The following is a 17,369-nucleotide window of genomic DNA, read 5'->3' as shown; positions in this document are numbered from 1 at the left end:
CCGAAGCCGCGCGACGCCGGCCCGAACACCCGGGCCCGCGACTTGCTAAACGTTGCCGCGAGGTGACACATATATGAACGACGAAGAATTGATCGAGCCGGAATCCGCCGTACGCGATTCCGTGGAGCGATCCTGGATCAGACGCCTGGGCCCTGGCCTGATCACGGGCGCCGCGGACGACGATCCGTCAGGAATCGGCACCTATTCGCAGGCCGGCGCGCAGTTCGGATTCAATCTTCTGTGGGTGATCCTGATCACGTATCCATTGATGACCGCAATACAGCTGGTGAGCGCGCAGATTGGCCGGGTAACCGGCAAGGGCCTCGCGTCCAACATACGCGCGCATTATCCAGCATGGCTGCTGTACGGCGCGGTCGCCCTGCTCGTCGTGGCGAACGTGATCAACATCGCCGCCGATCTGTCGGCGATGGGCGCCGCGGCCGGATTGCTGCTGCCAGGTCCGCAGCACCTTTATGTCGTCGGCCTCGGGACGCTCTGCGTCGTTCTGCAGATTTTTGTCCCCTACGACAGTTATGCGCGCGTTCTGAAGTGGACCGCCCTCTCGCTTCTCGCGTACGTCGCGGTCGCATTCATCGTTCCGGTCCCCTGGGGTGAAGTCGCGCGCGCCATTGTGTTGCCGCGCATCTCGCTGACGTCGGACTATCTGACCATGGTCGTCGCGGTGCTGGGCACGACGATCAGTCCGTACCTGTTCTTCTGGCAGGCGTCGCAGGAAGTCGAAGAAATGCGCTCGGCACCGGAACAGGCGCCGTTGCGCCGCGTACCGCACCAGGCGCCCGCGCAGTTGCGAAGGATCCGTTTCGATACGTGGGTTGGCATGGGGGTGTCCAACTTCATTGCATTCTTCATCATGTTGACGGCGGCGGCTACGCTGCATCTGCATCACATCGACGTGAAAACCTCGGCCGATGCCGCGCGCGCGCTCGAGCCGTTTGCCGGGCGCTTCGCTTACGTCCTGTTTGCGCTCGGCATCATCGGAACCGGCCTGCTCGCGCTGCCGGTCCTCGCCGGCTCGGCCGCCTACGCCGCCGCGGGCAGCTTTCGCTGGCGCAGCAGTCTCGCGTTGCATCTGACGCTCGCGCGTGAATTCTATGCGGTGATCGCACTGGCCATCCTGGGCGGTGTGGCCATCACGTTCATGCATTTCGACCCGATCCGCGCGCTGTACTGGAGCGCGGTGATCAATGGCGTTACCGCGGTGCCGATCATGGTCATCATGATGCTGATGGCGCGAAGCCGGCGGGTCATGGGACAGTTCGCCGTCAAGGGCGTGCTGGCCTGGGGAGGATGGCTCGCAACGCTCGCGATGGCGCTGGCGGCTGTGGGCGTGTTCGTACCGTCGTAACAGACGCGTGCCACCGTGAACCCGGCTTTCGCACGGAACAGCGGTGCGCCGCAATTCGGGCCGCACGGGTTGCGCAACGGCAAGCGAATCTGAACTTCCCCGTTTCAGGTTCGTCTGAACGGTGCATCCGGCCCGCGCCAGCGCCGTCACATGCCGACGGTTTTGCCGACAACAGCGTGGCCGCTCCCGTTCGACGATCAAGGAGGATTGCAAATGCCGAAAAAGCGTTCAGATGAATCGTCAGCCGCACGCGGCAACCGCAGCGACAGGATTCTCGCCGCGCCCGTTTTCTCGCAGCCACAACCCACGCCGGACCCGCAAACTTTCGTGGTCAGGCACGCATCCGATGCCGCAGCCTACAAGGTCATCGACGAACTGAACCGCGAGCACAAGCTGAAGGCGCTGCCGTTTCCGCCACCGCGCGGCGGCACCGAGCCCCGGCTGACGTTTGCGGCGGTGGTGGACAACAACCAGAAGCTCCTCGATACGATCAGCGCGAACGGACAGATCGTCTTTCACGCCACCGGCGATTGCGGCAGTACGAAAGGTCCGGCCACCCAGAATGAAGTTTCGGACAAGATGGTCAGCGACTTCGACGAAGCCGATCCCGCCGAGGTGCCGCAATTCAACTTCCTGCTGGGCGACATCGTCTACAGCTTTGGCGAAGCGCAGTACTACTACGATCAGTTCTATGATCCGTACCGCAACTATCATGCGCCGATTCTCGCCGCTGCCGGCAATCACGACGGAATGGTTTCGCCGTTGCAGCATGAGAAGAGCCTGCAGGCGTTTCTGAGGAACTTCTGCTCCGACTGCTTCCAGGTCTCTCCCGATGCGGGCAACCTTTCACGGACGGCGCAAATTCAGCCAGGCGTTTTCTTCACGTTCGAGGCGCCGTTCGTGCGCATCATTGCGTTGTACAGCAATACGCTCGAGGACCCAGGCGTGATCGCGGACCGTCACATCGGCAACAGCCAGCTGAAGTTCCTGAAAGCGGCGTTATTGCGGGTGAAGAAAGAGAACTATCGAGGCGCCCTGCTTTTCGCGCATCACCATCCGCCCTATGTGGCGCGCGGCCGTCATGGCTGGAGCGTCGAAATGCAACAGCAGATCGATACGGTTTGCAATGAGGTCGGTATCTGGCCGCATGCCGACCTCGCGGGACACGCGCACAACTATCAGCGCTTTACGCGAACCCGTTCCGATGGCACCCACATCCCTTACATCGTTTGCGGGAACGGCGGTCACGCCGTGCAGCGACTCACCACCAACGGACAGCCGCCCCTTCGCGCGCCGCAACTGATCCAGGCTGCGTCGAAAGACACGGATGCCGTGGTCCTCGAAAGCTACGACGACCGCAACTTCGGCTATTTACGGCTCGTCGCCAACGCGAGGCAACTGCGTATCGAATACCATCCCGCCGTTGACGGACCCAACACGAAGACCCCCGACGATCAGGTGACCATCGATCTGGCCACCCGGCAGGTCGCTCACTACGTGGCTCGCGACTCGGGAATACCCGCTCTTGCGCAGCGCATTCGTCAGTTCGCGCAGGTCGAGCCCCACCAAGGCTGATGGGCGCGCAATCCGCCCCCGATCTCATGCGAACCGCGGTTCCCGCGCGTTTCCCCGCATTAAAGATTTGTGACTTCCTACCGTAATAATAAAAGTGGGGCCGGCTCGCAGCGTTCGAGCCGTCGCTCAACCCGGTAGCCGGAGAACAGCGTGAGATTCAAAGCGGCTTCGTGCCCTAAAGAAACCAAACCGATTGAGTCCCGGGTCGATAGCGACGCACATGCCAATGGCTGGTCAGCCCGCAACCAGCAGTTTCTTTCCTATTTCCTGTCGCGGTACGGTTAACGCAGGACCATACCGTTGTCGAGTCTCTGCATTGCCGTCGTTGCCGGCGTTGGCATCGGTGCTCTTGTGCATCAAGCGGCCGGTGAAGCGGCGATTACCCTACGTGTCGCATTGTCGATGGTGTCGGGCGTCGCCGGTCTCGCGATCGTTCGTCGCAAACTCGGCCTGGATTACGCGCGGCAAAGCGCCGCCACCGCACTGGCGAGCGGGCTTCTGCACGCGAATCGCGACTGCCTGAAGGTGCTCGCTACCGACGGAAAAATGCTGCGGGTGTCGGAGCATGGCGCGATGTTGATGGAAGCGGAGTCACCGGAGCAACTGTCCGGCGCGGACTGGCTCGCATTCTGGACCGGCGAGGACCGCACGGCGGCCGAGAAGGCTTTGGCGGGCGCCGTTTCCGGCAAGAGCACATCGTTCACTGGAAGCTGCGCGACGACGAGGGGGCGTACCAGGTGGTGGAACTCCACGCTCACGCCAGTGACGGGCGACGACGGTGCGGTGAGCGCGCTGCTTTGTGCTTCCGAGGACGTCACCCAGCAATCCGAGTTGTTGAAGACACTGCGCGAACGCGATGAATTGATGCATGAGATGGAGTTGCATGTCCGGCTCGTGTTCTATTCGTATAGCTCGCATTTTGAACACTGTCATCATGTCAGCGCAGGTGTCGAAAGCGTGTTCGGCATTACGCCTCAAGAGCTTGGCAACAGGCCTTCCGCGTGGCTCGATCTCGTGGTGCCGGAGGATCTGGAGCCATTGCTCGCCGAGATGAACCGCGTCGCGTCCGAAGTGGCGGAAGGTCGCGTCGAATACCGCATCCGCCGTCCGGATGGTTGCCTGCGCTGGATCAGAAGCACGGCCTATCCCGTGTGCGACGGCTCCGCGAACGTGGTGCGCATCGTCGGTGTCAGCGAAGACATCACGCTGGAACAGGAACGCCTCGCGGCGCTCGACCGTCTGGCCTACACCGATGGCCTGACGGGTTTGGCTAACCGGGGTGCGCTGATCCGCCAGATGAAGACGCTTTGCAGGCAGAACGTCGCCTTCAGTCTGATGTTCGTCGATCTCGACCGATTCAAGGTCCTGAACGATACGCTGGGCCATACGGCCGCTGACCGTCTGTTGCAGGACATCGCCAAAGTCATTCAGGGAGCGCTTGCGCCGGATGCCTGTGTAGCGCGCCTCGGCGGAGACGAGTTCGCGGTGATCGTCAGGGGCGAGAGCGACAAGGCCACGTTGGCGAGCCTGGCGCAGTCTCTGCTGAACCTGTTTTCAAGCGACGTTCGAAAAGACCACGCCGCGCCATTCGTCACGGCGTCGATCGGCATATCGATCTTTCCCGAGCACGGCCGCGATCACGAGGCGCTGCTGACGAGCGCGGATATCGCGATGTATGCGGCGAAAAAAGGCGGTCGCAACGGCTTCCGGTTCGCCGACGAAGCATCCAGCGACGTGCTCGGCGATTTCGAACTCGAGTGCAATTTGCCCACGGCGCTGGCGTCGAACCAATTCGTGCTGCATTTCCAGGGTATTCATGAGCCAGCCTCTCTGGCGGTGAAAGGCGTCGAAGCACTGGTTCGATGGAATCATCCAGCACGAGGCCTGGTGGGTCCGGGCAGCTTCATTCCGATCCTCGAAGAAAGCGGGTTCATCGTCGAAGTCGGGGCATGGGTCGTGGACGCGGCCCTCGCTCAACTGGCCGTCTGGCAGGCCGCCGGCAGGAAAGAGCTGTCCATGTCGGTGAACGTGTCCGCGCGTCAGCTCAGGGATGACTCGCTTGTCGCCATAGTCGACCAGGCGCTGCGAAAACACCGGGTGCCGCCGCGCTGCCTCCAGATCGAACTGACCGAAAGCGCGTTGATGGAAAACCCCTCACTCGCGCAGGCAACGCTGATGGCGCTCAAGCGACTTGGCGTGCGCATCGCCATCGACGACTTCGGAACGGGATACTCGAGCCTGCGTTATCTGGCCGATTTTTCGCCGGACATCGTCAAGATCGACCGCTCGTTTACGGCAACGCTGGGACGCGACGCGGCGGCCGCGTCGATCGTCCGGGGCATCATTCAGATGTCGCACGAACTCGGCATCAAAGTGACAGCCGAAGGTGTCGAAACGAATCAACAGTTGCATGCGCTGCGCGACGCAGGCTGCGACTACGTGCAAGGGTTCTTTTTGACGAAGCCGATGAATGCGGAGAATCTGGTTCAGTGCGAAAGCTTCGTGCCTTTGTCCGCAGCGGGAGCAACGAGCGACTGCTCCAACTGACGAACAGCTCCGCGACGACCGCGCGCAATCCGCGATTGGCGGCCTCGACCTACATACGATGACGCAGCCAACCCGGTCCCATTCCGGTTCTCGCCTTTGCCCTCAATGCGTGCGCACCGGTTGCCCGCTCTGTCCCGCACTCATCGCCGCGCCCCTTTCCGCTCGATGCATGGCCGCGACCTTCGCTTCGGCAGCTTGAATGTCGGCGGGATACGAACCGTCGTCGCCGACCGACGGGTTATATCCGGCCGCTTCCAGCTCCTCGAGTTCGTGCATGACTTCCGCGCGGGTGACTTGATGAGGTTCGGGCTCCGACGCAGTTTGCGCATACAGGCTCGCAGAATTGGCCATCAACCTCGCACCGGGCTTCGCAGTGTCGAGCGAGTACGACACTCTGGCGTGCCCGCGATGACGATTCGGCGCGCGTTGCGTGAGTTAGCGACTATGATTGATTGGTTGATTTTGGCCGACCGGAACCACATCGACAGGCCGATGAAAGACTTCTACCAAATCGAATACAAGTGCGGATATGCGGTGTCGGGCGGTATTGCGCGCAAGACGCGACGTGGCGTTGCGCACGCGGTGGCCGCGCCGTTGGCAAAAACAACAAAGGTCAAAGGTCATGGGTACGTCATGGCATAGGGGGCTGATGCCGCGACGTCCGGTGCCGTCTCCAGGCCTCATTGGAAGGAGACACGGCGATGAACTTGAGCAGAGAGTCGTGGCGCGCGCGTGGGCGCGTGCCGTCGTGGGTGGGGGCGTGCTGTGTGCTGGCGCTGTGCGCCATGTGGAGCCACGGCGCGTACGCGGGTTCGACAGCAGGACAATGCCAGGGCGAGGCATGCAAAAGGCACGAGCCGCCACCCCGATCGAAACTCAGCTGTCCGAATCTGAATGGATTGACCATCCGCGCCCGTGAGATCGGTCTGCCGACGACAGGCGCCGTCGTCACCTCGACGACCCAGGTGGCGGCGAGCGGCAGCGGCGCGACGGCTACCGGATCGTACTGCCTCGTGGCCGGCGCGATTCATCCGGTCGATCCATCCGCGCCGGACATCCTGTTCAACGTCGCGTTGCCGGACCAGTGGAACGGCAAGATCCTGATGCTCGGCGGCGGGGGGTTCGACGGCTCGATTCCCGCCATCACAGGTAACGTGCCGAGCGCGCCGGCGGCTCTGCCGGGACCGTTGTCGCGCGGCTACGCGGTGTTCGCGAGCGATTCCGGGCACGAGGCGAGCAACGGTTCGGTGAACGGCGCGTTCTCCGTCAACGCCGAGGCCTACGACAACTTCATGGGAGAAGCGCTGAAGAAAACGCATGACGCCTCGCTCGTGATCATCGACGCGCATTACGGCACGCATCCGTCCAGGGCGTATTTCGCGGGCGGCTCAACTGGCGGGCGCGAGGCGCTGACCGTCGCGCAGCGCTGGCCGCGCGACTGGGACGGCATCATCGCGTTCTATCCCGCGTACGACTTTACGACGCTGAGCCTTCAGCAATTGCGCGTGACCGAAGGCTTCGCAGCGCCCGGCGCGTATCTCGACACAGCGCAGCGCGCGCTGCTGCTCAACGCGGTCATGCAGGCTTGCGACGGACTCGACGGCGTGGTCGACGGTCTCATCAGCAACGTGCAGGCGTGCAATGCGACGTTCAACCCGGCGACGGCCAGCGTCGACGGCAAGCCTTTGCGTTGCGCCGGCGGTATCGCGCGCGGCGACACCTGCCTGTCGGACCGGCAGATCGCGGCGCTGAACACGATGAACACGCCGCTCGTGTTTGCGTACCCGCTCGAAAGCGGCGAAACGCTGTATCCCGGCTATAACGTGTATGGCGCCGATCTCGGGGTGGGCGGCAGTTCACCGCTCGAAGGCACCGTCACGACGCTCGCGCTCGGCACGACGCAGCCGTCGTATCCGCTGCAAAGCACCGCGATGTTCGACGGCCAGATCGCCGACGACTTCGTCCGCTACACGGTGATGGACAACCCGGACGCAGACTCGCTGCAGTACAACCCCGCGATTGCCGGTCGATGGTCCGGCCGCGTCAGCATGCTGTCGGGGCTTGACGCGACCGATGCGAACCTGACGCCCTTCATGCGGCACGGCGGCAAGTTGCTGATGGCGCACGGCACCGTCGATCAGACCGTCAGCACGCGGGCAACCGAGATCTACTATCAGCGCATGCTGGTGACGATGGGCTTTGGCGCGGTCGGCTCGTTCGCGCGCTTCTATGAGATTCCGGGGCTGCAGCACGCGGTCGGCACCGAGTTCAATGCATCGTGGGACTCGCTGACGACGCTGGAGAACTGGGTCGAGCACGGCACACCGCCGGCGCACCAGGTGGTCACCGACACGGAGGGTGTGCCGGGACGCACGCGGCCGCTATGCCAGTATCCGGCGTGGCCCAGCTATAACGGCGCGGGCGACGTGAACAGCGCGAGCTCGTTTACCTGCGTGCAGTGAAGTCGGTCATGGAGAGGCTTGCCGGTCGCGGCGCTAACTGGATGAATCGACATCGTGCCGGAATCGACCGGGCCTGCCGCGTCTGATGCGGATTGTCTGGTCAGCGATCCGGTGCTGTGTGTGGACGATGCGCCGTAGACGTCTGGCGGAAAGTGGGCGACGCCTCGCCCGGCGGCATGAAATTTGCGGGAGCCGCGTCAACGCATCCAGACAAGGAGACCGACATGGACACGCGGCAAATCGAAGAGCTCCGTCCCACACAAATGACCCACGGCGCGCGGGAGGTCCGCGAAAAAGCCCGCCAATACCGGTCCCTGAGCAGCCATGACCTGGAGATGGCCATCGCCGAAAAGCCGATACCGGTCGTCTGCGGACCCAACGGCATACCGTTCGCGATCGATCATCACCATGTGGTGGCGGCGCTGTGGCAGGTGGGCGTGCGCGCGGTTCCGGTCGTGCTGGTGCGGGATCTTTCGTCGTACACGTGGGCATCGTTCTGGCTCAGCATGGAAAACCAACGATGGACCTTTCCGTATGACGCGCAAGGCATGCGCCGGCCGTTTGCCGAATTGGCGGAGCACGTGTGGGAAATGAAGGACGATGAATACCGAAGCCTCGCGGCAGCGGTCCGCGATGCCGGCGGCTATGAAAAAACCAGTGTCCCGCTGGAAGAATTTCGCTGGGCCGACTTCTTTCGCGCGACGTTGCCGCAGCCCGATAGCGACGAAAAGTTCACAGCTTTGCTCAAGGAAGCCTTGAAGCTGGCCAGGAGCGACTCTGCATTGGGGCTACCGGGCTATCTCGGTCGCACGGATTGAGTCGGCGGCCCACTTAATCGTGGGCCGCTCTGCCCGCCGGCACTAGAAACTGATCCATCAACGATATCTTCAACGGCTTGTCCGCATCGAGCGTCTTCTTCTCGATTACATATTTCCAACCATCCCCGCTGCCCGGATTGCGATAGAACGCGACGACCGCCACATAGTTCGTGTCGGCCCGCATCGGTTGCGACAGGCTCGCCGACGCACCGGGATTCAGCACCGATGCCATGCTCGCCTGCAAGTCCTGCGCGAGCACCGTGCGGTCGTTCTTCAGCAGATCATCGTACGACGCCCCATCGAACATCTTGCGGTCCTTCAGCTGATACACGCGCACCGCGACCGATGTCGCACGACCAGCATCGTCGGGGTTCAGCGCTTCGCGCGCGGACAGATCGATGTCGAGCACCTTGATCTGCTTGAAAAACACCGCGTGATAAGCGCTCGACGACGCGTCCGATACGGATTGCCAGGCGCCGCATGCCGACAGCAGCGCGGCGGACGCAACGGTGGAAACGGTAAAACGAAGGTTCATCAATGGTCCTTTCGGCGCGTCGTTCATGACGCGGCATGAGTCAGGTACGGATTGGCGGCGGGCTTCGGAAGCGCCCGATAGACCCCGAGTGCGACGTCGATCAGGCGTTCGTTCACGGCAGGCAGCACGGTCGTCCAGCCGAGGCGCGGCGCGGGTCCGGCCGACGACGTCAGCGGCTGCGGCTCGCCCGCGCGCGCGAGCGCGGGAAAGAACTCATCGACGCGCACGTCCGCGCCGGGCACCGCGAGCGCGATCACGCCCGCGAGCCCTTCAGGTGTGCGCGTTCGCTGGATCAGCAGGCCGAGCAGCGCGAGCATCCGCGAATCGCACAAGCCGGCGCGTTGCGGCTTGTTGCCCCAGCCAAAGCCGGCGAGGCACAACAGATTGCGCGAATGCGCATCGCTGCCGCCCGCGCGAAAGCTTTCCGGATAGCGGTACTTCTTCCACGCCCGATACAGCAGCGTGACGAAACGATGATTGAACTGATCGAGAAAGGCCTCGACCGCTTCGTGCCCTTCCTCGCGCATCACGATCTCGTCGATCATGTGCGACGGCATCGCCGCGTCGACGCCGTAAAGACCCATGAACGTCGTGCGCACGGTCGGCGCCGCGGCATTGACCAGGGAATCCGGATCAGCAGCGAATTCGACTGCGGCGATCTCGCCCGCCGGAAAGCCTGTGCGCGCTGCTAATCGAATCCGACGCTACGATTCAGATTTATTCGCGAATTCGCCGGTCGATTCGACCGCGACATTTGTTCACAGTTGCTCGGCGGATAACTGGCTATAGTGGGCAAGGTCGATCACGGGTCCGATCGACCTTCCCGGACAGGCATTGAGTCTGTCCTTCGGCAGCCTCGATCACGCCTCGTGTTCGAGGCTTTTTTCCTTGCTGCTCCATTAGCAAGCGATCACGTGGCCAGTGTGCCGTCCGCCGCATTCATGCGCGCGGGCCGTTCATGAGGATCGGGACTATCGGTCTGAACCGTCCCCGCCACGGAGACAATAACGGCAAACAGAAAGGATTTTCAAATAAGCATTATTTGTTCCGCTTGCTTTTTCACCCGCATTTCACGCAGCCGACATAAATCGCGAGCTAAACATGCTTTTTTCGTGCGGATGTGGCAGTGCATTACCGAGCGCCCGCAATGTCGACTGAATCGGGTAGGAGGCGGGGTTGCCCCCGCCGTCCTCCCACAACACCGGACGTACGGATCACGTATCCGGCGTTTCCTGACGACTGGATTGCTCCAGCGAGCTTCGTTTCGTTCGTCGTGTCGCCTGTCGTTCAATGGACACCCCAACCTCTCTCAGGCTTCCGGCCGTCAAGTTTGATCGCAGGCTCCCGGCTGTGCCGAGACTTGTGCCCAAACGCTCAGAGAGCACGCGTGACTATCCACTCTCGTCAGGTTCGGCCCTTCACTGCTCCGGTTCCGAGCCGCTACTATGGCCTCTGCTGACTCCCGCCAGCCCATCCCGGCACCTTGCGATGCCAGTAGCACAAGGCAGACTGACGGGGCTCCCAGGGTAATGCGCGCGACCTTCCTGCTTATGCCTGTCGGATCTACGTCGTGGCGTTCCGTGCAAGTATTGGGCTTTACAGATCTTGGACTGCTCACCCCGCCACACCGCCTGATATCCGCTTCCTGTTCGTCAGGCCAGCATTTTGCCTGCGGCTTCCTTCAGATTCCGCCTTACGACGGACACCCTTGCCGTTCAGCTAGCACTTCCCCTTGCCGGGTGTGCAGAGGACTTTCACCCCCAAGTCATCCGGCTCGCCACCACAGCGGGTCGGACAGCGCCAGTCACGGCGCTACGCGCCATGCCTGGCGCACCAAAAAAAATCCCGCACAGGGGGGCGGGATTAAAACAACAGGACGCTGAGGAGACGAACACGCCCTGCCTGGGACCCACACGCACCGCGGGGATACGCGTGGTTATTTCGACGCTCGCCACGACCGACAACCGTAGTCGACGGTCAACGATCGCGAGCGCTTTGAAACGCCGGGACCGCTTGGGCACCCCTGTGCGCGATTACGCTGCCGCGTGGCACCACGGCGCCGAGCGCCCCGTGTGGAACTCAGGCCGCCTTGCGCGCGAACCCATCGCCCATCACGCTCACCACGTCGTCGACGACCCGAGTGGCGGCCGCGAATCCAGCCGCCAGCACTTCCCGCAGATCGGTCGACGAACGACCGGGCACCGAAGCTACCCGGAAAGCGGTCGACCACTCGTCGCCGATCAGCCGCGTCTTCAACGTGACGCTCGCCACGTACGCGCGCCGCGCCGTGGCACTGCCGACACGGGTGGACATATCGGTCGCGCGCAACGCGTTGACCACGATGTCGAATCCCCGATAACGATAGGTTTGCTCCATGCTCTTCTCCGTCTTCACCCATTGCTACATAACAGCATTTCGCCATGTATCTATGCTGCATCATTCTCGACTCGCGTTTGTCAACAATTGTCATATCCTCGGCAATTCCCGGCTAGGGCTTGCCCTGCTCTCGACCTGCCAATTCCGGCGTCAACCATGCTCAATGACGAGCAAAACAGTTTTACTGTGAGATTAGATATATGCTTTACAGATTTTGGAACAATGAATCACAAGGCTCCATGCAATGTGAAGTCATCGGACTGGCAAATTCGGATTACAAATTCATACCGTTTATTCAGATTCGATTGAATAGCCTCGATGAATCAAGCCCCGCGAACCATCTCGAAATAAAAAGCTATATCCCAAAATAAAGACCGGAACTCCTCCGGCGCTTCGGTAGTCCGAACACTGCCACTGCCCATCGTGGCGCCCGTCTGGCGAGCCTGGCTCCGCCCGGTTCGCCGTCATCCGCTCGTGGTCCAATAAAAAGTACGCTGCGTCTGGCCGCATCGTCCGCTGCGTTTGAATAAAGCGTCCGTCCCGGTACGTCGCTCGATCGCCAGCGGCAAAGATCGTGTCATTACAGACCGCAGATCGCTTATCGGATTGAATGAGCCTGAATAAGGAATTGCTGGTGAAACATCTCGCTGGTTCAATATCGCAATTGTGTCGGCATTCTCTGCCTGCCTGTTTTATGCCTTGTCGCGCAAGCTACCTCGGTGCCACCGTGATCACGCGTTCGCGCCGCCGCGAAGCGGGGGAGCGTGCACGATGAGCGTCTTCCAGATTGCCGGTGCGCTGTTCGCCATCGTCGCGCTGTTCGGCGTCCTCAATTATCGATTCATCAGGTTGCCCGACACGCTCGGCATCACCGCGGTCGGGCTCGTCGTCTGCGTCGGCATTTCTGCGCTCGGGTTCTACTATCCGGCGATGGCGATCGCCGCGCGCAAGATCGTCGTGCAGATCGATTTTGCCGACATCGTGTTTCACGGCCTGCTAAGTCTGCTGCTGTTCGCCGGCGCGCTGCACGTCGATCTGTCGAAGATGCGCACGCAGCGGCGCGCGGTGCTGATGCTCGCGACGATCGGCGTATTGATTTCGATCGCGGTGGTCGGCTTCGGCTTTTACTACGCGGCGCAATGGCTCGGCCAGCCGGTGAGCCTGCTGTGGTGTCTCGTGTTCGGCGCGCTGATCTCGCCGACCGATCCGATCGCGGTACTCAGCGTGCTCAAGCGCGCGGCGGCGCCCGAAAGCCTCGAAACCAAGATTACCGGCGAATCGCTGTTCAACGACGGCACGGCCGTCGTCGCATTCGTCACGCTAGTCGGACTCGCGACCGGCGCGAACGAGTTTTCCGGGGGCGCGATCGCATTCGATCTGCTGCGCGAAGTCGCCGGAGCGCTCGTGCTCGGCGCGGCGCTCGGCTTCGGCGCGTCGCTGTTGCTGCGAGGTATCGACAGCTATCCAGTCGAAATCCTGATCACACTCGCGCTCGCGACCGGCGGCTATAGTCTCGCCGAAGCGCTGCACGTGTCAGCGCCTCTCGCGGTCGTGATCATGGGGCTCGTGATCGGCAATCACGGCGCGTCGACGTCGATGTCGGAGAAGACGCGCGAGCATCTGTTCAACTTCTGGGACCTGCTCGACGAGTTGCTCAATCTCGTGCTGTTCGGGCTGATCGGACTCGAAATCATTGCGCTGTCGCTGCGCGTCGAGATCGTTTGGCTCGGGCTGGCGGCGATTCCGGTCGTGCTGTTCGCGCGCGGCGTCAGCGTCGCGATTCCGCTGCTCGCGCTGCAGAACTTCCGGCGGCTCAGTCCGCATTCGGCTGTCGTGCTGACGTGGGGCGGACTGCGCGGCGGCATCTCGATTGCGCTCGCGCTGTCGCTGCCGGAGTTTCACGGGCGCGAAATGTTCATCGGCGTCACGTATCTCGTCGTGGTATTCAGCCTACTGATTCAGGCAACGACATTGGGCCCGCTGATCCGTCGGCTCAATATCCCGGCCGCTCACGCAACCCGGCCAGCCCCGCCGGACGCATCGCCTGCACAAAACGCGCGCTAATCGTAAAGTGGATACCTACGCCGATCTGCACCGCGAGATTGGTGAGAAAATCCAAACACAGTCCGAGACCGGCGCGAGCGGCTCTCGCGTCGATTTCGACATTGGATTGGAGCGCACGATTTAAGCGTTTTCTGAGCAGTGCCGCCGCGATTCTGACCCGGGGCGGCCCACCAGCAGGCGAGACCGATGGCGACTCGAACCGCCGCCGTCTCCCTCCGGCCACGGTTCACGCCGCGGCCCTGGCTCGGACTTCAACGAGTCCGCCGCCAGTTTCTGGCTTACTTTCCGCCAGCTTCCGGACCGTCGCGCCTGCCGCGGCGCCGGGCATTTGGCCGTCAATGCCGGTTCTCCCACATACCTGGCAGGCGCGGTTTGTCATTCTGTCGATTCAGGCGTCCGAAGGAGTTCGCCATGTCGGTCTATGTCGATGAAGGGTTCCGGCCCTGTGTGACGGAATGCGCGACGGTCGCGTTCCGCGTGTGCTGCGACGATCGTGCGCAGATCTTTGAAGTCAGCGCCGACGCGCTGGTCGAGTTCTGTGGCGCCGTGAGTCGTCGCAAGCAGGACCTGTTGGTCGCGTTCGAGGATGCGCAGGACGAGATCCTCTCCGTAGCCGCGCAGCGATGGCAGTTCACGCCGAGCGAGCCGGTGCGGCTCGGTCTCGACGAATTCAAATTGGTCAGACATTAGGCGCGAGAAACGCCTTCATGAGCTGGATCGCCGCCCTGCCGATGTACAACGTGACACCCGCGCTCGACCTCGAATGGCGCGAGTGGCTCGACGACGTGCTGCGCCGGGTCAAGCCTGCGTGCCGCATCGTCGAACCGGACGAGGAACTGCACGGCTTCTGGCGGCGCCCGAATCTGCTGATTTCCCAGACCTGCGGTTATCCGCTGATGCAGGGGCTGCACGCGCAGGTGCAATTGGTCGCGACACCCTGTTTCGATGCGCCCGGCTGCGACGGCGCGCATTACTCGAGCGTACTGGTCACGCCCGCCGACGCGCGCTTCGACTCACTCGCCTCGTGCCGAGGCGCACGCGCCGCCTACAACCAGGACGATTCGAACAGCGGCATGAACGCATTTCGTCACGCGGTCGCGCCGCTCGCGCGCGCCGGCATGTTCTTCGGCGCGGTGCTGCGCACGGGCTCGCATCTCGGCTCGCTGCGCGCGGTCGCGGACAATCGCGCGGACGTCGCCGCGATCGACTGCGTGACCTTCGCCTTCGTTTGCGACGTGCTGCCGGAACTCGCGGGGCGCGTGCGCGCGATCGGCATGACCGCCGCCTCGCCGGGCTTGCCGCTGATCGCCGCGGCCAATGTGCCGCCGGCCACGATCGCCGCGTTGCGCGACGCGTTGAACGAGGCGCTGAGCGTGCGCCCCGAGCGCGCAAAACGCCTGCGTTTAAGGGGTTTTTCGACGTTGCCGCTGACCGACTACGCGCGCATCGGCGAGTTGGAAAGCGAAGCGCGCGCCGCGGGCTACGAGCGGCTCGCTTGATTCACCTACTCGCTCATCTGCCACTCGACGCGCTTATTCACCCGCCTGCTGCACCTCCAGCACCAGCAGTTGCGCGCCGTCGGTGACCTGATCACCGACCGCATACAGCACCTCGGCGACCGTGCCCGCCGCCGGGGCGCCGATCGTATGCTCCATCTTCATCGCTTCCATCACGATCAGCGGCGCGCCCTTCTCGACCACCGCGCCTGGTTCGACCAGCACCGCGATCACTTTGCCCGGCATCGGCGCGGTCAGACGGCCTTCGCCGTGCTCGGCATCCGCGGCATGCGCGAGCAGGTTCTGCCATTCGAATCCGAGCGTCTCGCCATGGCAGAACACGTGGAACCTGTCGCCGTCGACGAATACACGCCCCGTCACGCGCGCATCGCCGATCGTCGCGCGGAATTCATGGGCGCCCGCGCCGACCGACCATGTGAAGTCCTCGCGCACGCCGTCGTGTTCGAGTGTTTGCACGAGCACTTGCGTGTCCCCGTTGCGCGCGAAAACGACCGTGAACGCGTCGGGGCTGTCGTCGTTGGCGCCGTCGTCGATCACGCGCCAGCCGAGCGTTTGCGTGTAGCCGCTATTGAGCCGCCAGTGCGACAAGGCGTCCCACGGCGACGCGCCGTGCGCGGTGCCGCCCTCGCGCGTCAACAACGCGGCGCACGCGAGCGCGAGCGCTTCCTTGAACGGCTTCCGTGCCGGCGCGAACAGCACGTCGTGATGACGCTCGATCAAACCGGTGTCGAGCTCGCCGCTCGCGAACGGTTCGCTCGCGACGATGCGCCGCAGAAACTCGACGTTCGTGTGCGGCCCGACCACCTCGCAGGCATGCAGCGCACGCGCGAGGCGCGCCAATGCCTCCTCGCGCGTCGCGCCGTGCACGATCAGCTTGGCGATCATCGGATCGTAGAACGGCGTGATCGTGTCACCCTCGCGCACGCCGCTGTCGATACGCACCGGCGCCTTGCGGCCCGGCTCGCCGAGCCCGGCCGCGTCGATCGCGAACTCGACGCCTTCGGGCATGCGCAGATGCTTGAGCGTGCCGGTGGACGGCAGAAAGCCGCGCGCCGGATGCTCTGCGTAAATGCGCGCCTCGATCGCGTGGCCGTCGAGCTTCAACTGCTGCTGGGTGAGCGGCAAACTCTCGCCCGCGGCAACGCGCAACTGCCATTCGACGAGGTCCTGCCCCGTCACCATCTCGGTGACGGGATGCTCGACCTGCAGCCGCGTGTTCATCTCCATGAAATAGAACTCGCCGGTCGGCGTCATGATGAACTCGACCGTACCCGCGCCAACGTAGTTGACCGCGCGCGCGGCGGCCACGGCCGCTTCGCCCATCGCGCGCTTGACCTCGGCCGGGAGCCCCGGCGCGGGCGCTTCCTCGAGCACTTTCTGATGACGCCGCTGCACCGAACAGTCGCGGTCGAACAGATAAACGGCGCCGCCGTGCTGATCGGCGAACACCTGGACCTCGACGTGACGCGGCCGGGTCAGATACTTCTCGATCAGCACGCGATCGTTGCCGAAGCTGCTCGCCGCCTCGCGCTTGCACGACAGCAGCGCGGCCGCGAAGTCCGCGCTGCGCTCGACCACGCGCATGCCCTTGCCGCCGCCGCCCGCGCTCGCCTTCAGCAGCACCGGATAGCCGATCGTGTCCGCCTCGCGCTGCAACAGCTGCGGCTCCTGGTCGTCGCCGTGATAGCCGGGCACGAGCGGCACCGCGGCCGCGTGCATCAGCGCTTTCGCGGCGGCCTTCGAGCCCATCGCGGCAATCGCTTCGACCGGCGGTCCGATAAAGACGATGCCGGCCGCCTGGCACGCATGCGCGAAGTCTTCGTTTTCCGAAAGAAAGCCGTAGCCCGGATGCACGGCCTGCGCGCCGGTCGCGCGCGCGGCTTCGATGATCCGCTCGATGCGCAGATAGCTTTGCGCCGCCGTCGAACCGCCGATATGCACCGCTTCGTCGCAGGCGGCGACGTGTTTCGCGTTGGCGTCGGCGTCCGAATAGACGGCCACGCTCGCGACGCCGAGCCGCTTGCAGGTCGCCGCGACGCGGCACGCAATTTCACCCCGGTTGGCGATCAGGATCTTGTTGAACATGAGTGTCTCGATGAAATGGGCGGT

General features: G+C 63.3%; 13 protein-coding genes and 1 pseudogene. 9 read left to right on the top strand and 5 right to left on the bottom strand.

The window, feature by feature from the left end:
• The first annotated feature begins 73 nt into the window (after positions 1–73).
• From OKW27_RS12675 to OKW27_RS12665, 3 genes are all read left to right on the top strand, one after another.
• Positions 74–1,366, top strand: a complete 1,293-nt coding sequence (locus OKW27_RS12675; protein ID WP_429333656.1) for an NRAMP family divalent metal transporter — start codon at positions 74–76, stop codon at positions 1,364–1,366.
• A gap of 213 nt (positions 1,367–1,579) precedes the next feature.
• The gene (locus tag OKW27_RS12670) at positions 1,580–2,941 is read left to right on the top strand and encodes a metallophosphoesterase family protein (RefSeq protein ID WP_429333655.1); all 1,362 of its coding nucleotides are present in this window, start codon (positions 1,580–1,582) and stop codon (positions 2,939–2,941) included.
• A gap of 300 nt (positions 2,942–3,241) precedes the next feature.
• A complete protein-coding gene (locus OKW27_RS12665) occupies positions 3,242–5,488 on the top strand; it encodes a sensor domain-containing protein (protein ID WP_429333654.1) in 2,247 nt (748 codons plus the stop codon).
• Positions 5,489–5,590: 102 nt separating this feature from the next.
• On the opposite strand, the gene OKW27_RS12660 is transcribed toward OKW27_RS12665, so the two are convergent.
• Complete coding sequence (locus OKW27_RS12660; RefSeq protein ID WP_410451207.1) at positions 5,591–5,881, bottom strand: DUF4148 domain-containing protein; 291 nt, start codon at positions 5,879–5,881, stop codon at positions 5,591–5,593.
• Between the two features lie 15 nt (positions 5,882–5,896).
• On the opposite strand from OKW27_RS12660, the gene OKW27_RS12655 reads away from it, so the two are divergent.
• The 3 genes from OKW27_RS12655 to OKW27_RS12645 all read left to right on the top strand — a co-directional run bounded on the left by OKW27_RS12655 (position 5,897) and on the right by OKW27_RS12645 (position 8,768).
• Positions 5,897–6,130: a hypothetical protein gene (locus tag OKW27_RS12655; RefSeq protein WP_187610729.1), complete on the top strand. Its 234-nt coding sequence runs from the start codon at positions 5,897–5,899 to the stop codon at positions 6,128–6,130.
• 59 nt (positions 6,131–6,189) lie between these two features.
• Entirely contained in the window at positions 6,190–7,950 is a 1,761-nt protein-coding gene (locus tag OKW27_RS12650) for a tannase/feruloyl esterase family alpha/beta hydrolase (protein WP_429333653.1), read from the top strand.
• Between the two features lie 224 nt (positions 7,951–8,174).
• Complete coding sequence (locus OKW27_RS12645) at positions 8,175–8,768, top strand: ParB-like protein (protein WP_429333652.1); 594 nt, start codon at positions 8,175–8,177, stop codon at positions 8,766–8,768.
• Positions 8,769–8,781: 13 nt separating this feature from the next.
• Here the strand turns inward: OKW27_RS12645 and tssJ are convergent, their stop codons facing one another.
• The 3 genes and pseudogenes from tssJ to OKW27_RS12630 form a co-directional block, all read right to left on the bottom strand.
• Complete coding sequence (gene tssJ, locus OKW27_RS12640; protein ID WP_429333651.1) at positions 8,782–9,303, bottom strand: type VI secretion system lipoprotein TssJ; 522 nt, start codon at positions 9,301–9,303, stop codon at positions 8,782–8,784.
• Between the two features lie 23 nt (positions 9,304–9,326).
• Positions 9,327–10,004: pseudogene (tssG, locus tag OKW27_RS12635) on the bottom strand (type VI secretion system baseplate subunit TssG); the annotation flags it as partial.
• A 1,378-nt stretch (positions 10,005–11,382) separates the two neighbouring features.
• A complete protein-coding gene (locus tag OKW27_RS12630; protein WP_090806660.1) occupies positions 11,383–11,679 on the bottom strand; it encodes a hypothetical protein in 297 nt (98 codons plus the stop codon).
• A gap of 771 nt (positions 11,680–12,450) precedes the next feature.
• Between OKW27_RS12630 and OKW27_RS12625 the strand changes: the two genes are divergently transcribed.
• The 3 genes from OKW27_RS12625 to OKW27_RS12615 all read left to right on the top strand — a co-directional run bounded on the left by OKW27_RS12625 (position 12,451) and on the right by OKW27_RS12615 (position 15,242).
• Entirely contained in the window at positions 12,451–13,743 is a 1,293-nt protein-coding gene (locus tag OKW27_RS12625; protein WP_429333650.1) for a cation:proton antiporter, read from the top strand.
• A 411-nt stretch (positions 13,744–14,154) separates the two neighbouring features.
• The gene (locus OKW27_RS12620; protein WP_018423012.1) at positions 14,155–14,433 is read left to right on the top strand and encodes a DUF1488 family protein; all 279 of its coding nucleotides are present in this window, start codon (positions 14,155–14,157) and stop codon (positions 14,431–14,433) included.
• 17 nt (positions 14,434–14,450) lie between these two features.
• Complete coding sequence (locus tag OKW27_RS12615; protein ID WP_429333649.1) at positions 14,451–15,242, top strand: phosphate/phosphite/phosphonate ABC transporter substrate-binding protein; 792 nt, start codon at positions 14,451–14,453, stop codon at positions 15,240–15,242.
• A 33-nt stretch (positions 15,243–15,275) separates the two neighbouring features.
• Here the strand turns inward: OKW27_RS12615 and OKW27_RS12610 are convergent, their stop codons facing one another.
• Complete coding sequence (locus OKW27_RS12610; protein WP_429333648.1) at positions 15,276–17,345, bottom strand: acetyl/propionyl/methylcrotonyl-CoA carboxylase subunit alpha; 2,070 nt, start codon at positions 17,343–17,345, stop codon at positions 15,276–15,278.
• Positions 17,346–17,369 lie beyond the last annotated feature (24 nt).

Source organism: Paraburkholderia sp. 35.1, from assembly GCF_050436525.1.
Lineage (GTDB): Bacteria > Pseudomonadota > Gammaproteobacteria > Burkholderiales > Burkholderiaceae > Paraburkholderia > Paraburkholderia tuberum.
Note: the sequence above shows the minus strand (reverse complement) of the source record. Positions and strands in the feature narration are given on the sequence as shown.